Source organism: Cellulomonas sp. ATA003, assembly GCF_031582905.1.
GTDB lineage: Bacteria > Actinomycetota > Actinomycetes > Actinomycetales > Cellulomonadaceae > Pengzhenrongella.
Genome location: NZ_CP133990.1, coordinates 757,024 through 770,496, shown reverse-complemented (window position 1 = coordinate 770,496; position 13,473 = coordinate 757,024). Strand labels below are relative to the sequence as shown.

At 76.6% G+C, this 13,473-nt stretch carries 19 protein-coding genes and 1 pseudogene; 11 read left to right on the top strand and 9 right to left on the bottom strand.

Features of this window, described 5'->3' with window-relative positions:
- Positions 1–120 precede the first annotated feature (120 nt).
- Entirely contained in the window at positions 121–705 is a 585-nt protein-coding gene (locus REH70_RS03875; protein WP_396134722.1) for a GDSL-type esterase/lipase family protein, read from the top strand.
- A gap of 9 nt (positions 706–714) precedes the next feature.
- On the opposite strand, the gene REH70_RS03870 is transcribed toward REH70_RS03875, so the two are convergent.
- Positions 715–1,812: a PilT/PilU family type 4a pilus ATPase gene (locus REH70_RS03870; RefSeq protein WP_310752425.1), complete on the bottom strand. Its 1,098-nt coding sequence runs from the start codon at positions 1,810–1,812 to the stop codon at positions 715–717.
- Between the two features lie 154 nt (positions 1,813–1,966).
- On the opposite strand from REH70_RS03870, the gene REH70_RS20345 reads away from it, so the two are divergent.
- Entirely contained in the window at positions 1,967–2,041 is a 75-nt protein-coding gene (locus REH70_RS20345; protein WP_374109490.1) for a 50S ribosomal protein bL37, read from the top strand.
- 115 nt (positions 2,042–2,156) lie between these two features.
- Here the strand turns inward: REH70_RS20345 and rsrA are convergent, their stop codons facing one another.
- Together rsrA and REH70_RS03860 are read right to left on the bottom strand one after the other, a co-directional pair.
- A complete protein-coding gene (gene rsrA, locus REH70_RS03865; protein WP_310752423.1) occupies positions 2,157–2,438 on the bottom strand; it encodes a mycothiol system anti-sigma-R factor in 282 nt (93 codons plus the stop codon).
- Positions 2,435–3,115 carry a sigma-70 family RNA polymerase sigma factor gene (locus REH70_RS03860; protein WP_310752421.1) on the bottom strand — a complete coding sequence of 227 codons (681 nt, stop codon included), beginning with the start codon at positions 3,113–3,115 and terminating at the stop codon, positions 2,435–2,437. Before REH70_RS03860 ends, rsrA begins: the two co-directional genes overlap by 4 nt.
- Before the next feature lie 205 nt (positions 3,116–3,320).
- Between REH70_RS03860 and REH70_RS03855 the strand changes: the two genes are divergently transcribed.
- The 5 genes and pseudogenes from REH70_RS03855 to hisN all read left to right on the top strand — a co-directional run bounded on the left by REH70_RS03855 (position 3,321) and on the right by hisN (position 7,688).
- Positions 3,321–3,557, top strand: coding sequence for a hypothetical protein (locus tag REH70_RS03855; RefSeq protein WP_310752419.1), 237 nt, complete (start codon positions 3,321–3,323; stop codon positions 3,555–3,557).
- Positions 3,530–4,294: a hypothetical protein gene (locus REH70_RS03850; RefSeq protein WP_310752417.1), complete on the top strand. Its 765-nt coding sequence runs from the start codon at positions 3,530–3,532 to the stop codon at positions 4,292–4,294. The genes REH70_RS03855 and REH70_RS03850 overlap by 28 nt, the downstream gene beginning before the upstream one ends.
- 9 nt (positions 4,295–4,303) lie before the next feature.
- Entirely contained in the window at positions 4,304–5,620 is a 1,317-nt protein-coding gene (gene aroA / locus REH70_RS03845) for a 3-phosphoshikimate 1-carboxyvinyltransferase (protein ID WP_310752414.1), read from the top strand.
- Between the two features lie 19 nt (positions 5,621–5,639).
- Positions 5,640–6,805, top strand: a pseudogene (locus tag REH70_RS03840) (ribosome small subunit-dependent GTPase A).
- Positions 6,806–6,887: 82 nt separating this feature from the next.
- Positions 6,888–7,688 carry a histidinol-phosphatase gene (gene hisN, locus REH70_RS03835; RefSeq protein WP_310752410.1) on the top strand — a complete coding sequence of 267 codons (801 nt, stop codon included), beginning with the start codon at positions 6,888–6,890 and terminating at the stop codon, positions 7,686–7,688.
- 64 nt (positions 7,689–7,752) lie between these two features.
- Here the strand turns inward: hisN and REH70_RS03830 are convergent, their stop codons facing one another.
- Genes REH70_RS03830 through REH70_RS03820 form a run of 3 tightly spaced genes read right to left on the bottom strand, consistent with a single transcriptional unit; the run spans position 7,753 to position 8,971 of the window.
- Positions 7,753–8,208 carry a DUF6912 family protein gene (locus tag REH70_RS03830; protein WP_310752408.1) on the bottom strand — a complete coding sequence of 152 codons (456 nt, stop codon included), beginning with the start codon at positions 8,206–8,208 and terminating at the stop codon, positions 7,753–7,755.
- 17 nt (positions 8,209–8,225) lie between these two features.
- On the bottom strand, positions 8,226–8,600 hold the full coding sequence (locus REH70_RS03825; protein ID WP_310752406.1) for a hypothetical protein: 375 nt from the start codon (positions 8,598–8,600) through the stop codon (positions 8,226–8,228).
- 20 nt (positions 8,601–8,620) lie between these two features.
- On the bottom strand, positions 8,621–8,971 hold the full coding sequence (locus REH70_RS03820; protein WP_310752404.1) for a hypothetical protein: 351 nt from the start codon (positions 8,969–8,971) through the stop codon (positions 8,621–8,623).
- A 254-nt stretch (positions 8,972–9,225) separates the two neighbouring features.
- Between REH70_RS03820 and REH70_RS03815 the strand changes: the two genes are divergently transcribed.
- Positions 9,226–9,675 carry a hypothetical protein gene (locus REH70_RS03815; protein ID WP_310752402.1) on the top strand — a complete coding sequence of 150 codons (450 nt, stop codon included), beginning with the start codon at positions 9,226–9,228 and terminating at the stop codon, positions 9,673–9,675.
- 38 nt (positions 9,676–9,713) lie between these two features.
- Here the strand turns inward: REH70_RS03815 and REH70_RS03810 are convergent, their stop codons facing one another.
- Positions 9,714–10,370 carry a hypothetical protein gene (locus tag REH70_RS03810; RefSeq protein WP_310752400.1) on the bottom strand — a complete coding sequence of 219 codons (657 nt, stop codon included), beginning with the start codon at positions 10,368–10,370 and terminating at the stop codon, positions 9,714–9,716.
- Positions 10,371–10,613: 243 nt separating this feature from the next.
- On the opposite strand from REH70_RS03810, the gene REH70_RS03805 reads away from it, so the two are divergent.
- Positions 10,614–10,859 carry a helix-turn-helix domain-containing protein gene (locus tag REH70_RS03805; RefSeq protein WP_310752398.1) on the top strand — a complete coding sequence of 82 codons (246 nt, stop codon included), beginning with the start codon at positions 10,614–10,616 and terminating at the stop codon, positions 10,857–10,859.
- Between the two features lie 8 nt (positions 10,860–10,867).
- Here the strand turns inward: REH70_RS03805 and REH70_RS03800 are convergent, their stop codons facing one another.
- Complete coding sequence (locus tag REH70_RS03800) at positions 10,868–11,257, bottom strand: hypothetical protein (RefSeq protein WP_310752395.1); 390 nt, start codon at positions 11,255–11,257, stop codon at positions 10,868–10,870.
- Positions 11,254–11,406, bottom strand: coding sequence for a hypothetical protein (locus REH70_RS03795; protein ID WP_310752393.1), 153 nt, complete (start codon positions 11,404–11,406; stop codon positions 11,254–11,256). The genes REH70_RS03800 and REH70_RS03795 overlap by 4 nt, the downstream gene beginning before the upstream one ends.
- 221 nt (positions 11,407–11,627) lie before the next feature.
- Between REH70_RS03795 and REH70_RS03790 the strand changes: the two genes are divergently transcribed.
- Both REH70_RS03790 and REH70_RS03785 read left to right on the top strand, forming a co-directional pair.
- Positions 11,628–12,773, top strand: coding sequence for a LysM domain-containing protein (locus REH70_RS03790; protein ID WP_310752391.1), 1,146 nt, complete (start codon positions 11,628–11,630; stop codon positions 12,771–12,773).
- Positions 12,770–13,465: an Rv3235 family protein gene (locus REH70_RS03785; protein WP_310752389.1), complete on the top strand. Its 696-nt coding sequence runs from the start codon at positions 12,770–12,772 to the stop codon at positions 13,463–13,465. The genes REH70_RS03790 and REH70_RS03785 overlap by 4 nt, the downstream gene beginning before the upstream one ends.
- Positions 13,466–13,473: the final 8 nt, after the last annotated feature.

Genomic DNA, 13,473 nt, shown 5'->3' with positions numbered 1-13,473 from the left:
GCGGGTCGCCCGCGCGTCGGGCGGTGCGAGGCGCCGGGCCTGCGAGACTGTGCCGAGCGCCGACGTCGGCGCGGATGCGACCGAGGACGGACGAGAGGTGAGCGTGTGAGCGAGCTGCCGATGCGCCTGGTGGTGGTCGGTGACGAGCTGGCGGCCGGCGCCGGGGACCCGAAGGGGCTCGGGTGGGTCGGCCGGGTGGCCGCACGGACCCACGCACCGACCGCCGCGACGTTCCTCACCCTGGCCGTCCCCGGGGAGACGAGCACCGCGCTCGGAGCCCGCTGGGACGAGGAGGCCGCCCGCCGCTTCACCGCGGACACCGACAACCGGCTCGTGGTCGCGCTCGGTCGGGCGGACCTCGCGGCCGGTCTGTCGATCGCGCGCAGCCGGCTCAACCTCGCCAACATCCTCGACGTCGCCGAGTCCCGGCGGATCGGCACCTTCGTCGTCGGCCCGCCGCCCGGCCGCCCGGAGGACAGCGATCGCATCGAGGACCTCTCGGCCGCGTACGCCGACGTCGCGACCCGGCGCCGCATCCCCTACGTCGACACGTTCTCCCCGCTGGTCACGCACGAGCAGTGGCTCGGTGACCTCGCCGCGGGCGACGGGCTCCTGCCCGGCCAGGCCGGCTACGGCATGATCGCCTGGCTCGTCCTGCACACCGGCTGGCACGCGTGGCTCGGCCTGCCCGACGACGCCGCGTAGCCGCCGGGCTCAGCCGAGCAGGCCGGCCCCGCGCAGCTCGACCGTGAGGTCCTGGGGGTTCGACGCGACCGCGCACGCCTCGGCGTAGGTGATCTCGCCGTCCCGGACCAGCGCGAGCAGGTGCTGGTCGAAGGTCTGCATGCCGGAGAAGCCGCCGTCCCGGATGAGGCTGAGCAACGGCGGGGAGTCCAGGGGGTCGACGATCGCCGCGGCGGTCCGGCCGGTGTTGACCATGACCTCGACCGCGGGACGCCGTCCCGTGCCGTCGGCCCGGCGCACGAGCCGCTGCGACACGATGCCGCGCAGCGACTGCGCGAGGGCGTTGCGGATCTGCTTCTGCTCGTACGGCGGGAAGAAGTCGACGATGCGGTTGACCGTCTCCCCCGCGTCGATCGTGTGCAGCGTCGACAGCACGAGGTGCCCGGTCTCGGCGGCGGAGAGCGCCGCCCGCACGGTCTCGCTGTCGCGCATCTCGCCGACGAGGATGACGTCCGGGTCCTGGCGCATCGCCGCGCGCAGCGCCGACGTGAAGTCGAGGGTGTCCTGACGCACCTCGCGCTGGGACACGATCGCCTTCTTGTCCTGGTGGAGGACCTCGATGGGGTCCTCGATCGTGACGATGTTGACCTCACGGAACGTGTTGACGAGGTCGACCATCGACGCGAGCGTCGTCGTCTTGCCCACGCCGGTCGGTCCGGTGACGAGCACGAGGCCGCGGGGCTCGAGCGCGAGCTGCCCGACGATGTCCGGCAGACCCAGGTCGGCGAGCGGCACCGCGCCGACGGCGACCCGACGGAAGACGAGCGCGTGCGCACCGCGGGCGCGGTAGGCGTTGACGCGGAACCGGCCGACCCCGGGACGGAGTAGGCGAAGTCCGCCTCGTGCGTCGTGGCGAAGGTCTCGACGAGGTCGGCGGGGAGCACCTCGCCGACCATGTGGGCGGTGTCCGCCGGGGTCAGGTCCCGGACGCCGAGACGGCGCAGGACGCCCTCCACCCGCACCCGCGGACCCGACCCGACCTTGACGTGCAGGTCCGACCCACCGGAGCCCGCGAGGGCGTGCAGCAGCGGCAGGACGGAGAGCGGAGCATCGGTCACGCCCCACCATCGACCGGATGGGGTGCGGGTGTGAGCCGCCGGGCGCGCGCGGACGGGCGACACCGCCGGACCGCGGGCACCCACGGACCTGTGGGACGATGGAGACGACCCGAGATCACGCCGTGCCCGCCGTGGCACACGGCGAGCGGCAGAGGAGAGCACACATGAGCAAGCGAGGACGCAAGCGTCGCGCCCGCAAGGGCAGCGCAGCGAACCACGGCAAGCGGCCCAACGCCTGAGCCGTGCGGTGAGCACGACGAAGGGCCCGGTGCGACCTCGCACCGGGCCCTTCGTCCGCCCGCGGGACCCCGGTCCCGCCGAGCGTGGCGGCCGCGTCAGGCGGGTGGCGCCGCGTCAGGTGAGTTGGGTCCGCAGGACGGTCAGGTGCTCGCGGATCCGCACGTGCAGCTCGACCGGCGCGCACTCGGAGCACGAGCGGCGCACCAGTGCCCGGACGTGCTCCTCGACGTCGTACTCGGCGAGGCACGGCTCGCAGTACTCGAGGTGCGCACGGATGCGGTCCCCGTCGGCCTCGGGCAGCTCGGAGTCCAGGAACTCGAACAGCTTGCCCAGGGCCTGCTCGCAGTCGACCGGGGCCGTGGCCCCTGACGCCTCCGCGTTGTCCTGCACGCTCATGACCCGTTCCCCTTGTCCGTCGCCCCGACCAGCCCGCGCCCACGGGCATAGTCACTCAACAGCTCACGCAGCTGGTGCCTTCCCCGATGGAGCCGCGACATCACGGTCCCGATCGGCGTTCCCATGATCTCCGCGATCTCCTTGTAGGCGAAGCCCTCGACGTCCGCGAGGTACACCGCGATGCGGAAGTCCTCGGGGATCTGCTGGAGGGCGTCCTTGACGTCGGAGTCCGGCAGGTGGTCGAGCGCCTCGGCCTCGGCCGATCGCAGGCCCGTGGACGTGTGCGACGCGGCGCGCGCGATCTGCCAGTCCTCGACGTCCTCGCCGGCCGACTGCAGCGGCTCGCGCTGCTTCTTGCGGTAGCTGTTGATGAAGGTGTTCGTCAGGATGCGGTACAGCCACGCCTTGAGGTTCGTCCCCGGCCGGTACTGGTGGAAGGCGGCGAACGCCTTCGCGAACGCCTCCTGCACGAGGTCCTCGGCGTCGGTCGGATTGCGCGTCATCCGCAGGGCGGCGGCGTACAGCTGGTCCAGGTACACCAGTGCTTCGGCCTCGAAGCGCTCCGCTCGGGCGGATGCGTCCTCGGCCTCGGGGGCTCGGTTCGTGTCCTCGCTCATCACCCGCGAGCGTAGCCCCGTGCGCGCCGGGCCGCCCCAGGCGGTCGCCGACGACGTCATCGGTCGCTCCTCGAGCAGGCAGGTCACGACCGTCCCAACGACGCGGCAGCCGTGCTCCATTCCCGCTGCGCCCGATGTCTCCCGGTTCCCTCTGCCGACCGGACCCGGACCGACTAGCGTCGTTCGTACCGACCGTCGGCGACCCCGCCCCACCTGCGACCGAGAGAAGTGACGACTGATGATGCTGCGCCGGATCGCACGTCCGATGCTGGCCGCCTGGTTCGTGACCGAGGGCTCCGCCGCGGTCCGCGGGTCGGCCGCCCACCTCGAGCCCGCCCGTGCCGGCGCCGACGCCGTGGTCGAGCGGTTCGGGATCACCCGACCCACCGACGAGCAGCTGCGCACCATCGTGAAGGTGCACGGCGCGGCCATGATCGGTGCCGGCGCAGCCCTGGCCATCGGCAAGGCCCCCGCGTGGCGGCGCTCGTCCTCGCCGCGCTGACCCTGCCGTCCGCGGTCGCCAACCTGCTGGCGACCCGCCGCGGTGGTGTGTCCGCCGCCGCGAAGGCCGAGCGCCGGGACCGCGCGATCCGGGCGGTGTCCTTCAGCGGCGCCGCTCTCATCGCCGCCGCCGACCGTGAGGGCCGCCCGGGGCTGGCGTGGAAGGTGTCCCGGGCCCGCAAGCTCGCCGCGGCTGGCGCGACCGCCACCGTCGCGGGGGCGAAGAAGGGGTCGGGCAAGCGCGGGACGCTGAAGAAGGCCGCGAGCGCGGCCGGCGCGGTGACCGCCGCCAAGGCCACCAAGGACGCCGGGTCCGCCGCCGCCCACGGGGCTGCCGACACCGTCAAGGCGACCAAGCGGGCGGAGAAGAAGGCCGTCAAGGCCGGCGCGAAGGCCGCGAAGCACGCCGTGCCGGTCGCCGCCGCGGGCAAGGCCGGCAAGGCAGCCAAGGCCGGCAAGGTGGCCAAGGCGAAGAAGGACCGGAAGGCGGCGAAGGCGGGGGCGGTCGCAACCGTGGGCACAGCCAGCAAGCGCGCCGAGAAGCAGGCGCACAAGGCCGCCGCAGCCGCCGACGCGAAGGCGTCCCAGCGCGCCGCTGTCGCGGGCGCCACCGCCGCCAAGCTCGCCGCGAAGGAGGCCGCCGCCGCCGACAAGGCCGCGCGTGTCGCCGAGAAGCAGGCGGCGAAGGCGAGCAAGCGGTCGCGGCGGTCGACCGAGGACGTCGTCGTCCCCGGCTAACCTGACGCCATGACGACGTCGCCCGGTCCGGGCCCCCACGCGCCCGGTCCGGACGACGCCTGGGCCGCCCCGACGGCCACCACCCCGCTGGACGCCCTCGTCGACGTCCCGGGGTCGAAGTCGCTGACCAACCGCTACCTCGTGCTGGCGGCCCTGGCCGACGCCCCCGGGCGGCTGCGCGGCGCGCTGCGCTCACGCGACACGCTCCTCATGGCGCAGGCGCTGCGCACGCTGGGCGTGACGATCGACGACGACGGCGCGGACTGGGTCGTCACCCCGGCCCCGCTGCGCGGCGGTGCGCAGGTCGACTGCGGTCTCGCCGGGACGGTCATGCGGTTCGTGCCGGCGCTGGCCGCGCTCGCCGACGGCCCCGTGCGGTTCGACGGCGACGCGGGCGCGCGCACCCGGCCGATGGGACCGGTGCTGGGGGCTCTGCACGCCCTCGACGTCGAGGTCGCCCACCACGGCGAGCCGGGCTACCTGCCGGTCACGGTGACCGGACGCGGCACGGTCGCCGGTGGCGCGGTGGACGTGGACGCGAGCGCCTCGAGCCAGTTCGTGTCCGCGCTCCTGCTCGCGGGCGCCCGGTTCGAGCGCGGCTTGCTGCTGCGCCACACCGGCCGCACCCTGCCGAGCCTGCCGCACATCGAGATGACCGTGGCGGTGCTCCGCGAGGCCGGGGTCGAGGTCGACGACTCGCGCCCGGCGCTGTGGGCGGTCCGGCCCGGGCCGATCGCCGGGCGCGACGTGCGCGTCGAGCCCGACCTGTCGAACGCCGGGGCGTTCCTCGCCGCCGCCCTGGTGGCGGGCGGGACCGTGCGGGTGCCCGGCTGGCCGACCGAGACCACGCAGCCCGGTGCGCTGCTCCCCGGCATCCTCGAGCAGATGGGGGCGACGACGCGGCTGGACGGCGACGTGCTCGCGGTGACCGGGGATGGGACGGTCCGCGGTGTCGACCTCGACCTGCACGAGGCCGGCGAGCTGACCCCCACGATCGCGGCCCTCGCCGCCCTCGCGGACTCCCCCACCCGCCTGCGGGGCATCGCGCACCTGCGTGGGCACGAGACCGACCGGCTGCTCGCGCTCGCCACCGAGATCACGCGGCTCGGTGGACAGGCCGAGCAGACCTCCGACGGCCTGGTGATCACCCCGCGCCCGCTGCGCGGCGGCGTCGTGCGCACCTACCACGACCACCGGATGGCCACCGCGGCCGCGCTGCTCGGTCTGCGCGTGCCCGGGGTCCGCGTCGAGGACGTCGCGACCACCAGCAAGACGCTCCCCGACTTCGTCGCGATGTGGCAGCGCATGCTGGGGGCGCCGGCATGAGGCCACGGGGAGGCGCCCGGTGAGCCCGCGCCGGCCGGACGAGTCCGACGTCCGGATCCGCCCCGGCAAGCGCAGCTCGCGCCCACGCACCAAGCAGCGACCCGAGCACGCCGACGCGACCAGCGCGATGGTCACCGGCGTGGACCGGGGCCGGTACACGCTCCTGGTCGACGCCGGTGGCCCCGGCGAGCGGCGGGCGATCGCGATGAAGGCGCGCGAGCTCGGCCGCGAGCGCGTCGTGCCCGGTGACCTGGTCGACGTCGTCGGCGACACCTCGGGCGAGGCCGGCAGCCTGGGCCGCATCGTCCGGATCACCGAACGCACCACCGTGCTGCGCCGCACCGCTGACGACACCGACCCGGTCGAGCGGGTCATCGTCGCCAACGCCGACCAGCTCGTCATCGTCACCGCGCTCGCCGAGCCCGAGCCGCGCACCCGGATGATCGACCGGTGCGTCGTCGCCGGGTACGACGCCGGCATGGACGTGCTGCTCGCGCTGACGAAGGCCGACCTGGCCGACCCGGCCGAGCTCGTCGCGATGTACGCCCCGATCGGCGTGGACGTCGTGGTGACCAGGCGTGACCCGGACGGACGGTGGGTCGGGCTGGACGACGTCCGGCGCGCGCTCGCCGGACGCACGTCGGTCCTGGTGGGGCACTCCGGGGTCGGCAAGTCCACGCTGGTCAACGCGCTCGTGCCGGACGCCCACCGGTCCGTGGGTGTGGTGAACGACACGACCGGGCGCGGGCGGCACACCTCGACGTCGGCCGTGGCGCTGCGGATGCCCGCCGGCCCGGCGTCCGGCGTCGGCTCCGCGGGCACTGCCGGCGCTGCTGGCGCTGACGGCGGGGTCGGTGGGGACGGCGGAACCGACAGCGAGGAGCTGCCCGGCGCGTGGGTGATCGACACCCCCGGGTGCGGTCGTTCGGGCTCGCGCACGTGCAGGTCGAGCACCTCCTGGCGCCGTTCGGTGACCTCGCGACGGTCGCCGAGGAGTGCCCGCGCGGCTGCACGCACGCCGACGACGCCCCGGACTGCGAGCTCGACGAATGGGTCGCCGCCGCCCCGGACGACGACGTGCGGGCGGCACGCTCGGCGCGCCTGGAGTCCTTCCGCCGGCTGCTGGCCAGCCGCACCGGGTCGATGAGCTCGACCGACGGGTCCGGGGACCGCGAGACCAGGTAGGGACCGGTGGCCGCCGGTCGTCGTCGTCGGGGGCGGCGAGGCGGTCGACGGCGGCGGCCCGGTGCGCCGATACGGTGAGGGCATGATCCGGTCCGGGTACGACGACGACCTGCGCCTGGCCCACGTCATCGCGGACCAGGTCGACTCGCTGACGATGGCGCGCTTCCGCGCGCTCGACCTGCGGGTCGAGACCAAGCCCGACACCACCCCGGTGACCGACGCCGACCGCAGCGCCGAGGCGATGATCCGCTCCCAGCTCGGCCGCACCCGGCCGCGGGACGCCGTCCACGGCGAGGAGATGCCGGACACCGGTCACGGGCCGCGGCAGTGGGTGGTCGACCCGATCGACGGCACCAAGAACTTCGTCCGCGGCGTGCCGGTGTGGGCCACGCTCATCGCCCTGCTCGACGGCGGCCGGCCCGTCCTCGGCGTGGTGAGCGCCCCCGCGCTGGGCCGGCGGTGGTGGGCCGCGCAGGGCTCGGGGGCGTGGACCGGGCGGTCGCTGTCCGCCGCGACCCGGCTGCACGTCTCCGGGGTCGGCGACCTCGCGGACGCGTCGCTGTCGTACTCGAGCCTGAGCGGCTGGGAGGAGCGGGGCCGGCTGGACCACTTCCTGCGCCTGACCCGGTCGGTGTGGCGCACGCGCGCCTACGGCGACTTCTGGTCGCACGTCATGGTCGCCGAGGGCGCGGTCGACGTGTCGTGCGAACCCGAGCTCGCGCTGCACGACATGGCCGCGCTCGTCCCGATCGTGACCGAGGCCGGTGGGCGCTTCACGTCCCTGACCGGCGAGCCCGGTCCGTTCGGCGGGTCCGCGCTGGTCAGCAACGGACTGCTGCACGACGCCGCGCTGGGCATCCTGGAGCCGCCGGACGCGGGCTGACCTCGGCCGGCTCCGGGCCGACGCGCACGGTGCACGGTGCACGGACGGCGGCGCGGGCGCCGGGTCAGCGCGGGACGGCGCCCAGCTCGGTGCGGTCGTACCAGAGCAGGTCACGCTCGTCGAGGCGCTCCACCGCGTCGTCGTCGCCGGTGAGGGCGTCCGTCACGTCGCCGGCCGCCTCGGGCTCGTCGACGTGCGCGCACACCACCGCGGACCACGGCACCGGCTCGCGCACCCGCACCGCGCTCGGCACTGCGTCGTCGAGGGGGTCCACCGCGGCGTCGTCGACGTCGGCGGACAGCACCACGCGCAGCCGCGGCGCTCCCGCGGCCGCACCCACGCGCTCGAGCGAGTCGTCCGCAGCGGCCAGCTGCGCGGCGTACTCCAGGCCCTCGTCGTCCTCGTCGGGGAACAGCGCGCGCAGCGCGGGCGTCACCGCGTGGGCGCGTGGCGCCTCGACCACGCCGGAGGCGGGCGCGAAGTCGACGTCGAGCAGGGTCACCGGGAGGTAGAGGCGCACCCGCCCAGTGTGCCCCCTCAGGCGCGTGCGCTCGCCCGCAGGCGCCGTCGAGGACGGTCCGCCGGTCGGTCGACCCCCGCCAGCCGGACGGCGAGCGCGGCGAGCGACGCGTGCGCCGGCGACCGCGGGGCCGCCTCGCGCAGCGTGGCGCCCTGCAGGAGCGCGGCGTCCAGGGCCGCGCGGTCGTCCGGGACGAGGTGCGGGTGCTCGACGCCGGCGTACCGGGCCAACGCCTCCCGCACCGCGTGCTCCGGACGCCGCCCGGCCGCCGACGCGCGCACCCGGTTCACCACCACGACGTGCTCGGCGGTCGCGGCGGCGCCGGTGTCGGCGAGCTCGGCGATCGCCCGCACGAGGCGCTGCATCCCCACCGCGTCGCCCGAGCCGACCACGACGACGACGTCGGCGGCGGTCAGCGCGGACAGCGTCGCGGCGTTGCGCCGGGGGCGTGGGTGTCGTAGCTGAGCACCTCGTCCTGCTCGAGGCAGAACCCGCAGTCCACGACGACCCACGGCGTGAGCCCGCGGGCGGTCTGCCAGACGACGTCCAGCGAGGACCCCGGCAGCTCGGGCCAGCGGTCGGCGCGCGAGATGCCGGTCAGCACGCGCAGACCGTCCCCGACCTCGGGGGTCAGCCGGGCCAGCGCGGCGACGTCGAGGCCGCCCTGCCCGGCGGCACGTGCGGCGGCCGCGATGCCCGGGGCCTCGTCCAGCAGCCCGAGGACCTGGGCCACGGTGCCGCCGTAGGTGTCGGCGTCGACCACGAGCGCCCCGCCCCGGGTGCCGTCCCACGCGCGGGCCCGGCCGCGGGCCCAGGCGCGGGCCCGGGTGCCGTCGCACGCGGAGACCCGGCCGCGGGCCCGGGTGCGGCACGTGGCGGCCGGCCGGGGACCGGCAGGGCGGCCAGCTCCGCCGCGAGGTTGACCGCGACCGTCGTGCGCCCGGGGGCTCCGGTCGGTCCCCAGACGGCGACCACGCGCCCGGGCGGCGCGTCGACGTCCGAGGTCGCGGGATCCGGGTGCGCCGGGTCCGTGGGGACCGGGTCCGCCGGGACGGTGCGCCGCTCCGCAGCGGGCCCCGGCACGGCCCGGTCCCTGGTCGGCCCGTCGTCGTCCGGGCCGATCGGGTCGGTGCCGCGCCCGCGCCCACCGCCGGTCGACTCGGCGAGCCCGATCACCGTGGCGACGAGCTCGTCGAGCGGCGCCGCGGCGTCGACGACGACGTCGGCGCCGAGGGCGACCATGCGCTCGGCACCGCGCGCCCCGTCCGCGGTGAGCGCGGCGACCCGTACACCCGCGGCGCGCAGTCGGCCGACCGTCTCCCGGTCGAGGAGCGGGAGGTCGTCGGAGACGAGCGCCACCCGCCCGAGCCCGGCGTCCGCGGCGCCGAGCAGCTCGGCGAGGTCCGCGCACCGCCGGGTCACCGCGATGCGGCCACCGGCACCCTCGAGCGCGGTGACGACCGCTGACTCGCGGTGGCCTCGCAGGGCGCACAGCACGGGGAGCGTCACGGGGCCGCGGCCCCCGGCACGAGGACGACCTGGACGGCCTGGCGGGCCGCGAGCGCCCCGAGCACCTCGGGCAGCGCGTCCGTCGGCACCAGGACGTGCACCACGGTCGCCGCCCCGACGGCGAAGCCACCGGTGGGACGCGCGACCTCGGCGACCGTGAGCCGCTCCGCGAGCAGACGCGGGGTCGGTGGCTCGTCGTCCGTGACCTCCGGGGTGACCCAGACGTCCACGAGCGCCCCTTCGGCCACCCCGGTCGACGGCGGGTCGGTGACCGGGACCGCCACCGGACGGACGTCGAGGTCGGTGGCGGTCGCGACCGCCGCCCGCGGCAGGAGCTCGCCCTCGCCGACGGCCCGGACGGCGACGACGCCGGCGGGTAGCGGGTCCGTGGCCGGCAGGTAGTGGTCCGCCTCCGCGGCTCCGAGCCGCACCTCGGCGACCGAGACCTGCTCGGCACCGATCGGCTCGCCGGGTGTCAGCGTCCCCCGCGCGACGTAGACCGGTGTGCTGGCCTCCGCGGCGGACACCGCCCACGCCCCGAGGGCGACGGCGCCCGCGATCATCAGCACGCCGACCAGCAGCTTCGGGTCACGCCAGCCGGGGCGCCGCAGGCGCGCGGCGACCGGGCCGGCCAGGCTGTTCGACGCGTCCATGCGGCGTCCCCCTCGGGCCGGGTACGGGCTGCGCACATCATGCCCGGGGACGACGGCCGGCGGGGTGACCTGTGCACCGGGCCGTCGGGGTCCCCCGACCGGGTGACCCGGGACCGCCCGACGACCGCCTCACGACCGTCCCCGCGTCGCCGTCCCCGCCGTCGGCGTGGTGGCCATCCGACGACGCGCGGACGGCTGTGCACGGCACGCCGGCACCCCGGGCGGGGTGGGAGACTCGCGAGCATGCCACCGCGCTTCCTCACGCTCGCCGACGTGACGGAGATCCTCAACATCTCCACCGCGCAGGCCTACGCGCTGGTCCGGTCCGGAGAGCTGCCCGCGATCCAGATCGGCGGCCGGCTGCAGTGGCGGGTCGAGGCGTCCCAGCTCGAGGCGTACATCGAGCGGATGTACGCCGAGACCCGCGCCCGCCTCGAGGGTGACCCGGTCGCCGGTCAGGCACCGCCCGGCGGCGTCGGCGAGCCCTGACCGCGCGCTCACCCGGAGCGGACCAGCCGCAGCGCCGCGAACGGCACGGACCAGACGGCGCCGCCCGGCCCGCGTGCGCTCGACGGGTCGTCGGTGACCGTCAGGTCGGCGTGGTCGGCCCCGACCCGCTCGACCCGGCCGACGACCTGACCGCCGTCGGTCGACACCCGGACCGGGACCCGGTCCCGGGCGAGCGCCCGCAGGGCGTGCGCGAGCCCGAGCCCTCGGGCGACCACGCCGCCGTCCGGCGAGGCGACCGCTGAGAGGCCCGCGACGCCGTCGACGGCCGTGAGGGGGACGAGCACCCGGCGTGGGCCGTCGCCGAGCAGGACCCACTGGTCGGCGACGTCGAGCACCACGCCGGCCGCCTGCTCCCCGCCACGGACCCGCACCGTCACGCTCGCCCCCGTGCCGACCGCAGCCGTGCGACGAGCGTGACCGTCGCACGCTCCGCCCGCGTCACGTCCGCCACCTGCGCAGCCAGCTCGGCGGCCTCGGCGGCGGCCATCTGGGCCTCCATGTCGGCGAAGAGTGCCTCCCAGCGCATGACCTCACGCTAGGGCGCCGTCCGGCTCCGCGCCGCAGGGACCGATCCCTGGAGCCGGGTCCCCAGATGGCCCAGATCCCTGGACACCTCGGTCGGACCGGCGTACACCTGTCACCTCCGAACAACGTCAAACGGCATCAAACTGCACGGAGGACCACCATGGACGTCGTCGCTCCCCTCTTTCCCCGCCCTCCCGGGTAACCCCGGTGCGGACGGCGCCGTTGCTCGTCGCGACGGCGCTCGCGCTCGCCGCGACCGTGGCGCTGGGCGCGCGCGCCGTCGCGCGGGTGCGCCCGGCGTTCGGTCCGGACGCGCCGGGCATGGACGCCGTGCTGCGTACCGCGCGGGTGGAGGACTCCGTCGAGGTGACCGCACTGCTCGTGGGGACGCTGCTCGCGCTGTGGTTCGCCGTGAGCCTCGTCGCCGCGGTGCTGTGCTTCGGGGCCCGCGCGGTCGGACACCACTGGGCCACCGGTGAGCGGCTCGTCGCGGCGACCGCCCCGGCCGTCGTCCGTCGCCTGCTCCTGCTCGCTGCCGGGACCGGCGTCGCCCTCGCGGGCGCCGGGCTGCCCGCGAGCGCGGCGCCCACCCCGCCGCCCACCGACCTCGGCTGGTCCCCCACCGTGAGTGCCGCCCCGTGGTCGACGCCCGCCGCCACCACGCCGCGGGTCGGAGCGCCGAGCGATGCGGGTCCATCCGGCGGGACCGCGGGACCGCCGACGCCGGCGGCGACGCAGACCCCTGCCTCCAGCCCCGCCCCGATCCCGACGCCGACCCCCACAACCGCCACCGCCGCGCCCACTCCGACGGCGCCCACCCCGCCGTCCGAGGCCGGAGCGGACAGCCCGGAGCCGCCGAGCCCACCGCCGGGCGCGTCGCAGTCGGGACCTCCGCCCTCGGCCACGTCACCCGCCGGGTCGTCGCCGTCCGCCGGGTCGTCGCCGTCCGCCGACCCGTCGCCGTCCGCCGACCCGTCGCCCCCTGCTCACCCGGCACCACCCGCGGCCGACGCCGCGACGACGCCCACGGCCGCCGCAGCCCCACCGCCCCGGTCCGACGCCGTACGCACGGCCGGTCCGGCGGCGAGCGCCGGCACAGCAGAGGACCCGGGCGCGGCACCGGTGACCGTGCGCCGCGGCGACACCCTGTGGGACATCGCCGCCGACCACCTGCCCACCGGGGCGACCGCTGCCGACATCGCCGCCGCGTGGCCCGCCTGGTACGCCGTCAACGTCGACGTCATCGGCGCCGACCCGGGACTCATCGTGCCCGGTCAGGTGCTGCGACCGCCCGTGCCGACGCCGGCCGCGTCGGACGGCTCGGCGGACGGCTCGGCGGACGGCTCGGCGGACGAGGTGCTCCGGTGAGCGCCGCGGCTCACGCCGCCCTGCCCGCGCACCCGGGCGGCCCCGGGACGCACGCGGTCGGCCGCGGTGGCCCCACCGACCGACTCCCCCTGCGACTGGCGGTCGACAACGCCGTCGTCGGCGAGGACGACCCCGACGGCACCGACCCGCCTCCGGCCGACCGCACGCCCGGTCCGCGCATGCGGCTCGCTCCGCGGGTCGAGCAGCCGGCCGAGCGTCCGATGGCCGAACCCGTGCTGCCGGGTGCCGCACCGCTCCTCGGATCACCGGAGGCGCTCGCCCGCGACGGCCGGTGGCGACGTGACCGCGAGGTCGCCGGTGCGGGCACGTCGCCACCGGGCGCCGTGGGCACCGTGGCCGGCCCGCTGCCTGACCCCACGCCGCTGTGCTGCGCGATGGTCCAGGCGGCGGTCGAAGGGCTGCGTGGCGCGCGGCCGCTCGCCCAGCTCGTGCGGTGGGTCACGCCGGAGGTCTACGAGCACCTGGCCCTGCGCGCCGAGCTCGTCCTGCACTCCGGGATGCCCACCACGCCCGGGCGCGCCGGCATCCGACGCATCCGCGTGTGCCGGATCGGTGACGGGGCCGCCGAGGCCGCGGTGGTGGTCGACGACGGCCCGCGGGTGCGGGCGGTCGCGGTGCGCCTCGAGGCCCATCGCGGACGGTGGCGCGCGACGGCGCTCGAGATCGGCTGAGCGGACCA

Bases quoted from the DNA above. Each gene is read 5' to 3' on its own strand.
- REH70_RS03875 (WP_396134722.1), top strand. From the start codon at position 121: ATGCGCCTGGTGGTGGTCGGTGACGAGCTGGCGGCCGGCGCCGGGGAC.
- REH70_RS03870 (WP_310752425.1), bottom strand. From the start codon at position 1,812: ATGGTGGGGCGTGACCGATGCTCCGCTCTCCGTCCTGCCGCTGCTGCA.
- rsrA (WP_310752423.1), bottom strand. From the start codon at position 2,438: ATGAGCGTGCAGGACAACGCGGAGGCGTCAGGGGCCACGGCCCCGGTC.
- REH70_RS03860 (WP_310752421.1), bottom strand. From the start codon at position 3,115: ATGACGTCGTCGGCGACCGCCTGGGGCGGCCCGGCGCGCACGGGGCTA.
- REH70_RS03855 (WP_310752419.1), top strand. From the start codon at position 3,321: ATGCTGGCCGCCTGGTTCGTGACCGAGGGCTCCGCCGCGGTCCGCGGG.
- aroA (WP_310752414.1), top strand. From the start codon at position 4,304: ATGACGACGTCGCCCGGTCCGGGCCCCCACGCGCCCGGTCCGGACGAC.
- hisN (WP_310752410.1), top strand. From the start codon at position 6,888: ATGATCCGGTCCGGGTACGACGACGACCTGCGCCTGGCCCACGTCATC.
- REH70_RS03810 (WP_310752400.1), bottom strand. From the start codon at position 10,370: ATGGACGCGTCGAACAGCCTGGCCGGCCCGGTCGCCGCGCGCCTGCGG.
- REH70_RS03805 (WP_310752398.1), top strand. From the start codon at position 10,614: ATGCCACCGCGCTTCCTCACGCTCGCCGACGTGACGGAGATCCTCAAC.
- REH70_RS03795 (WP_310752393.1), bottom strand. From the start codon at position 11,406: ATGCGCTGGGAGGCACTCTTCGCCGACATGGAGGCCCAGATGGCCGCC.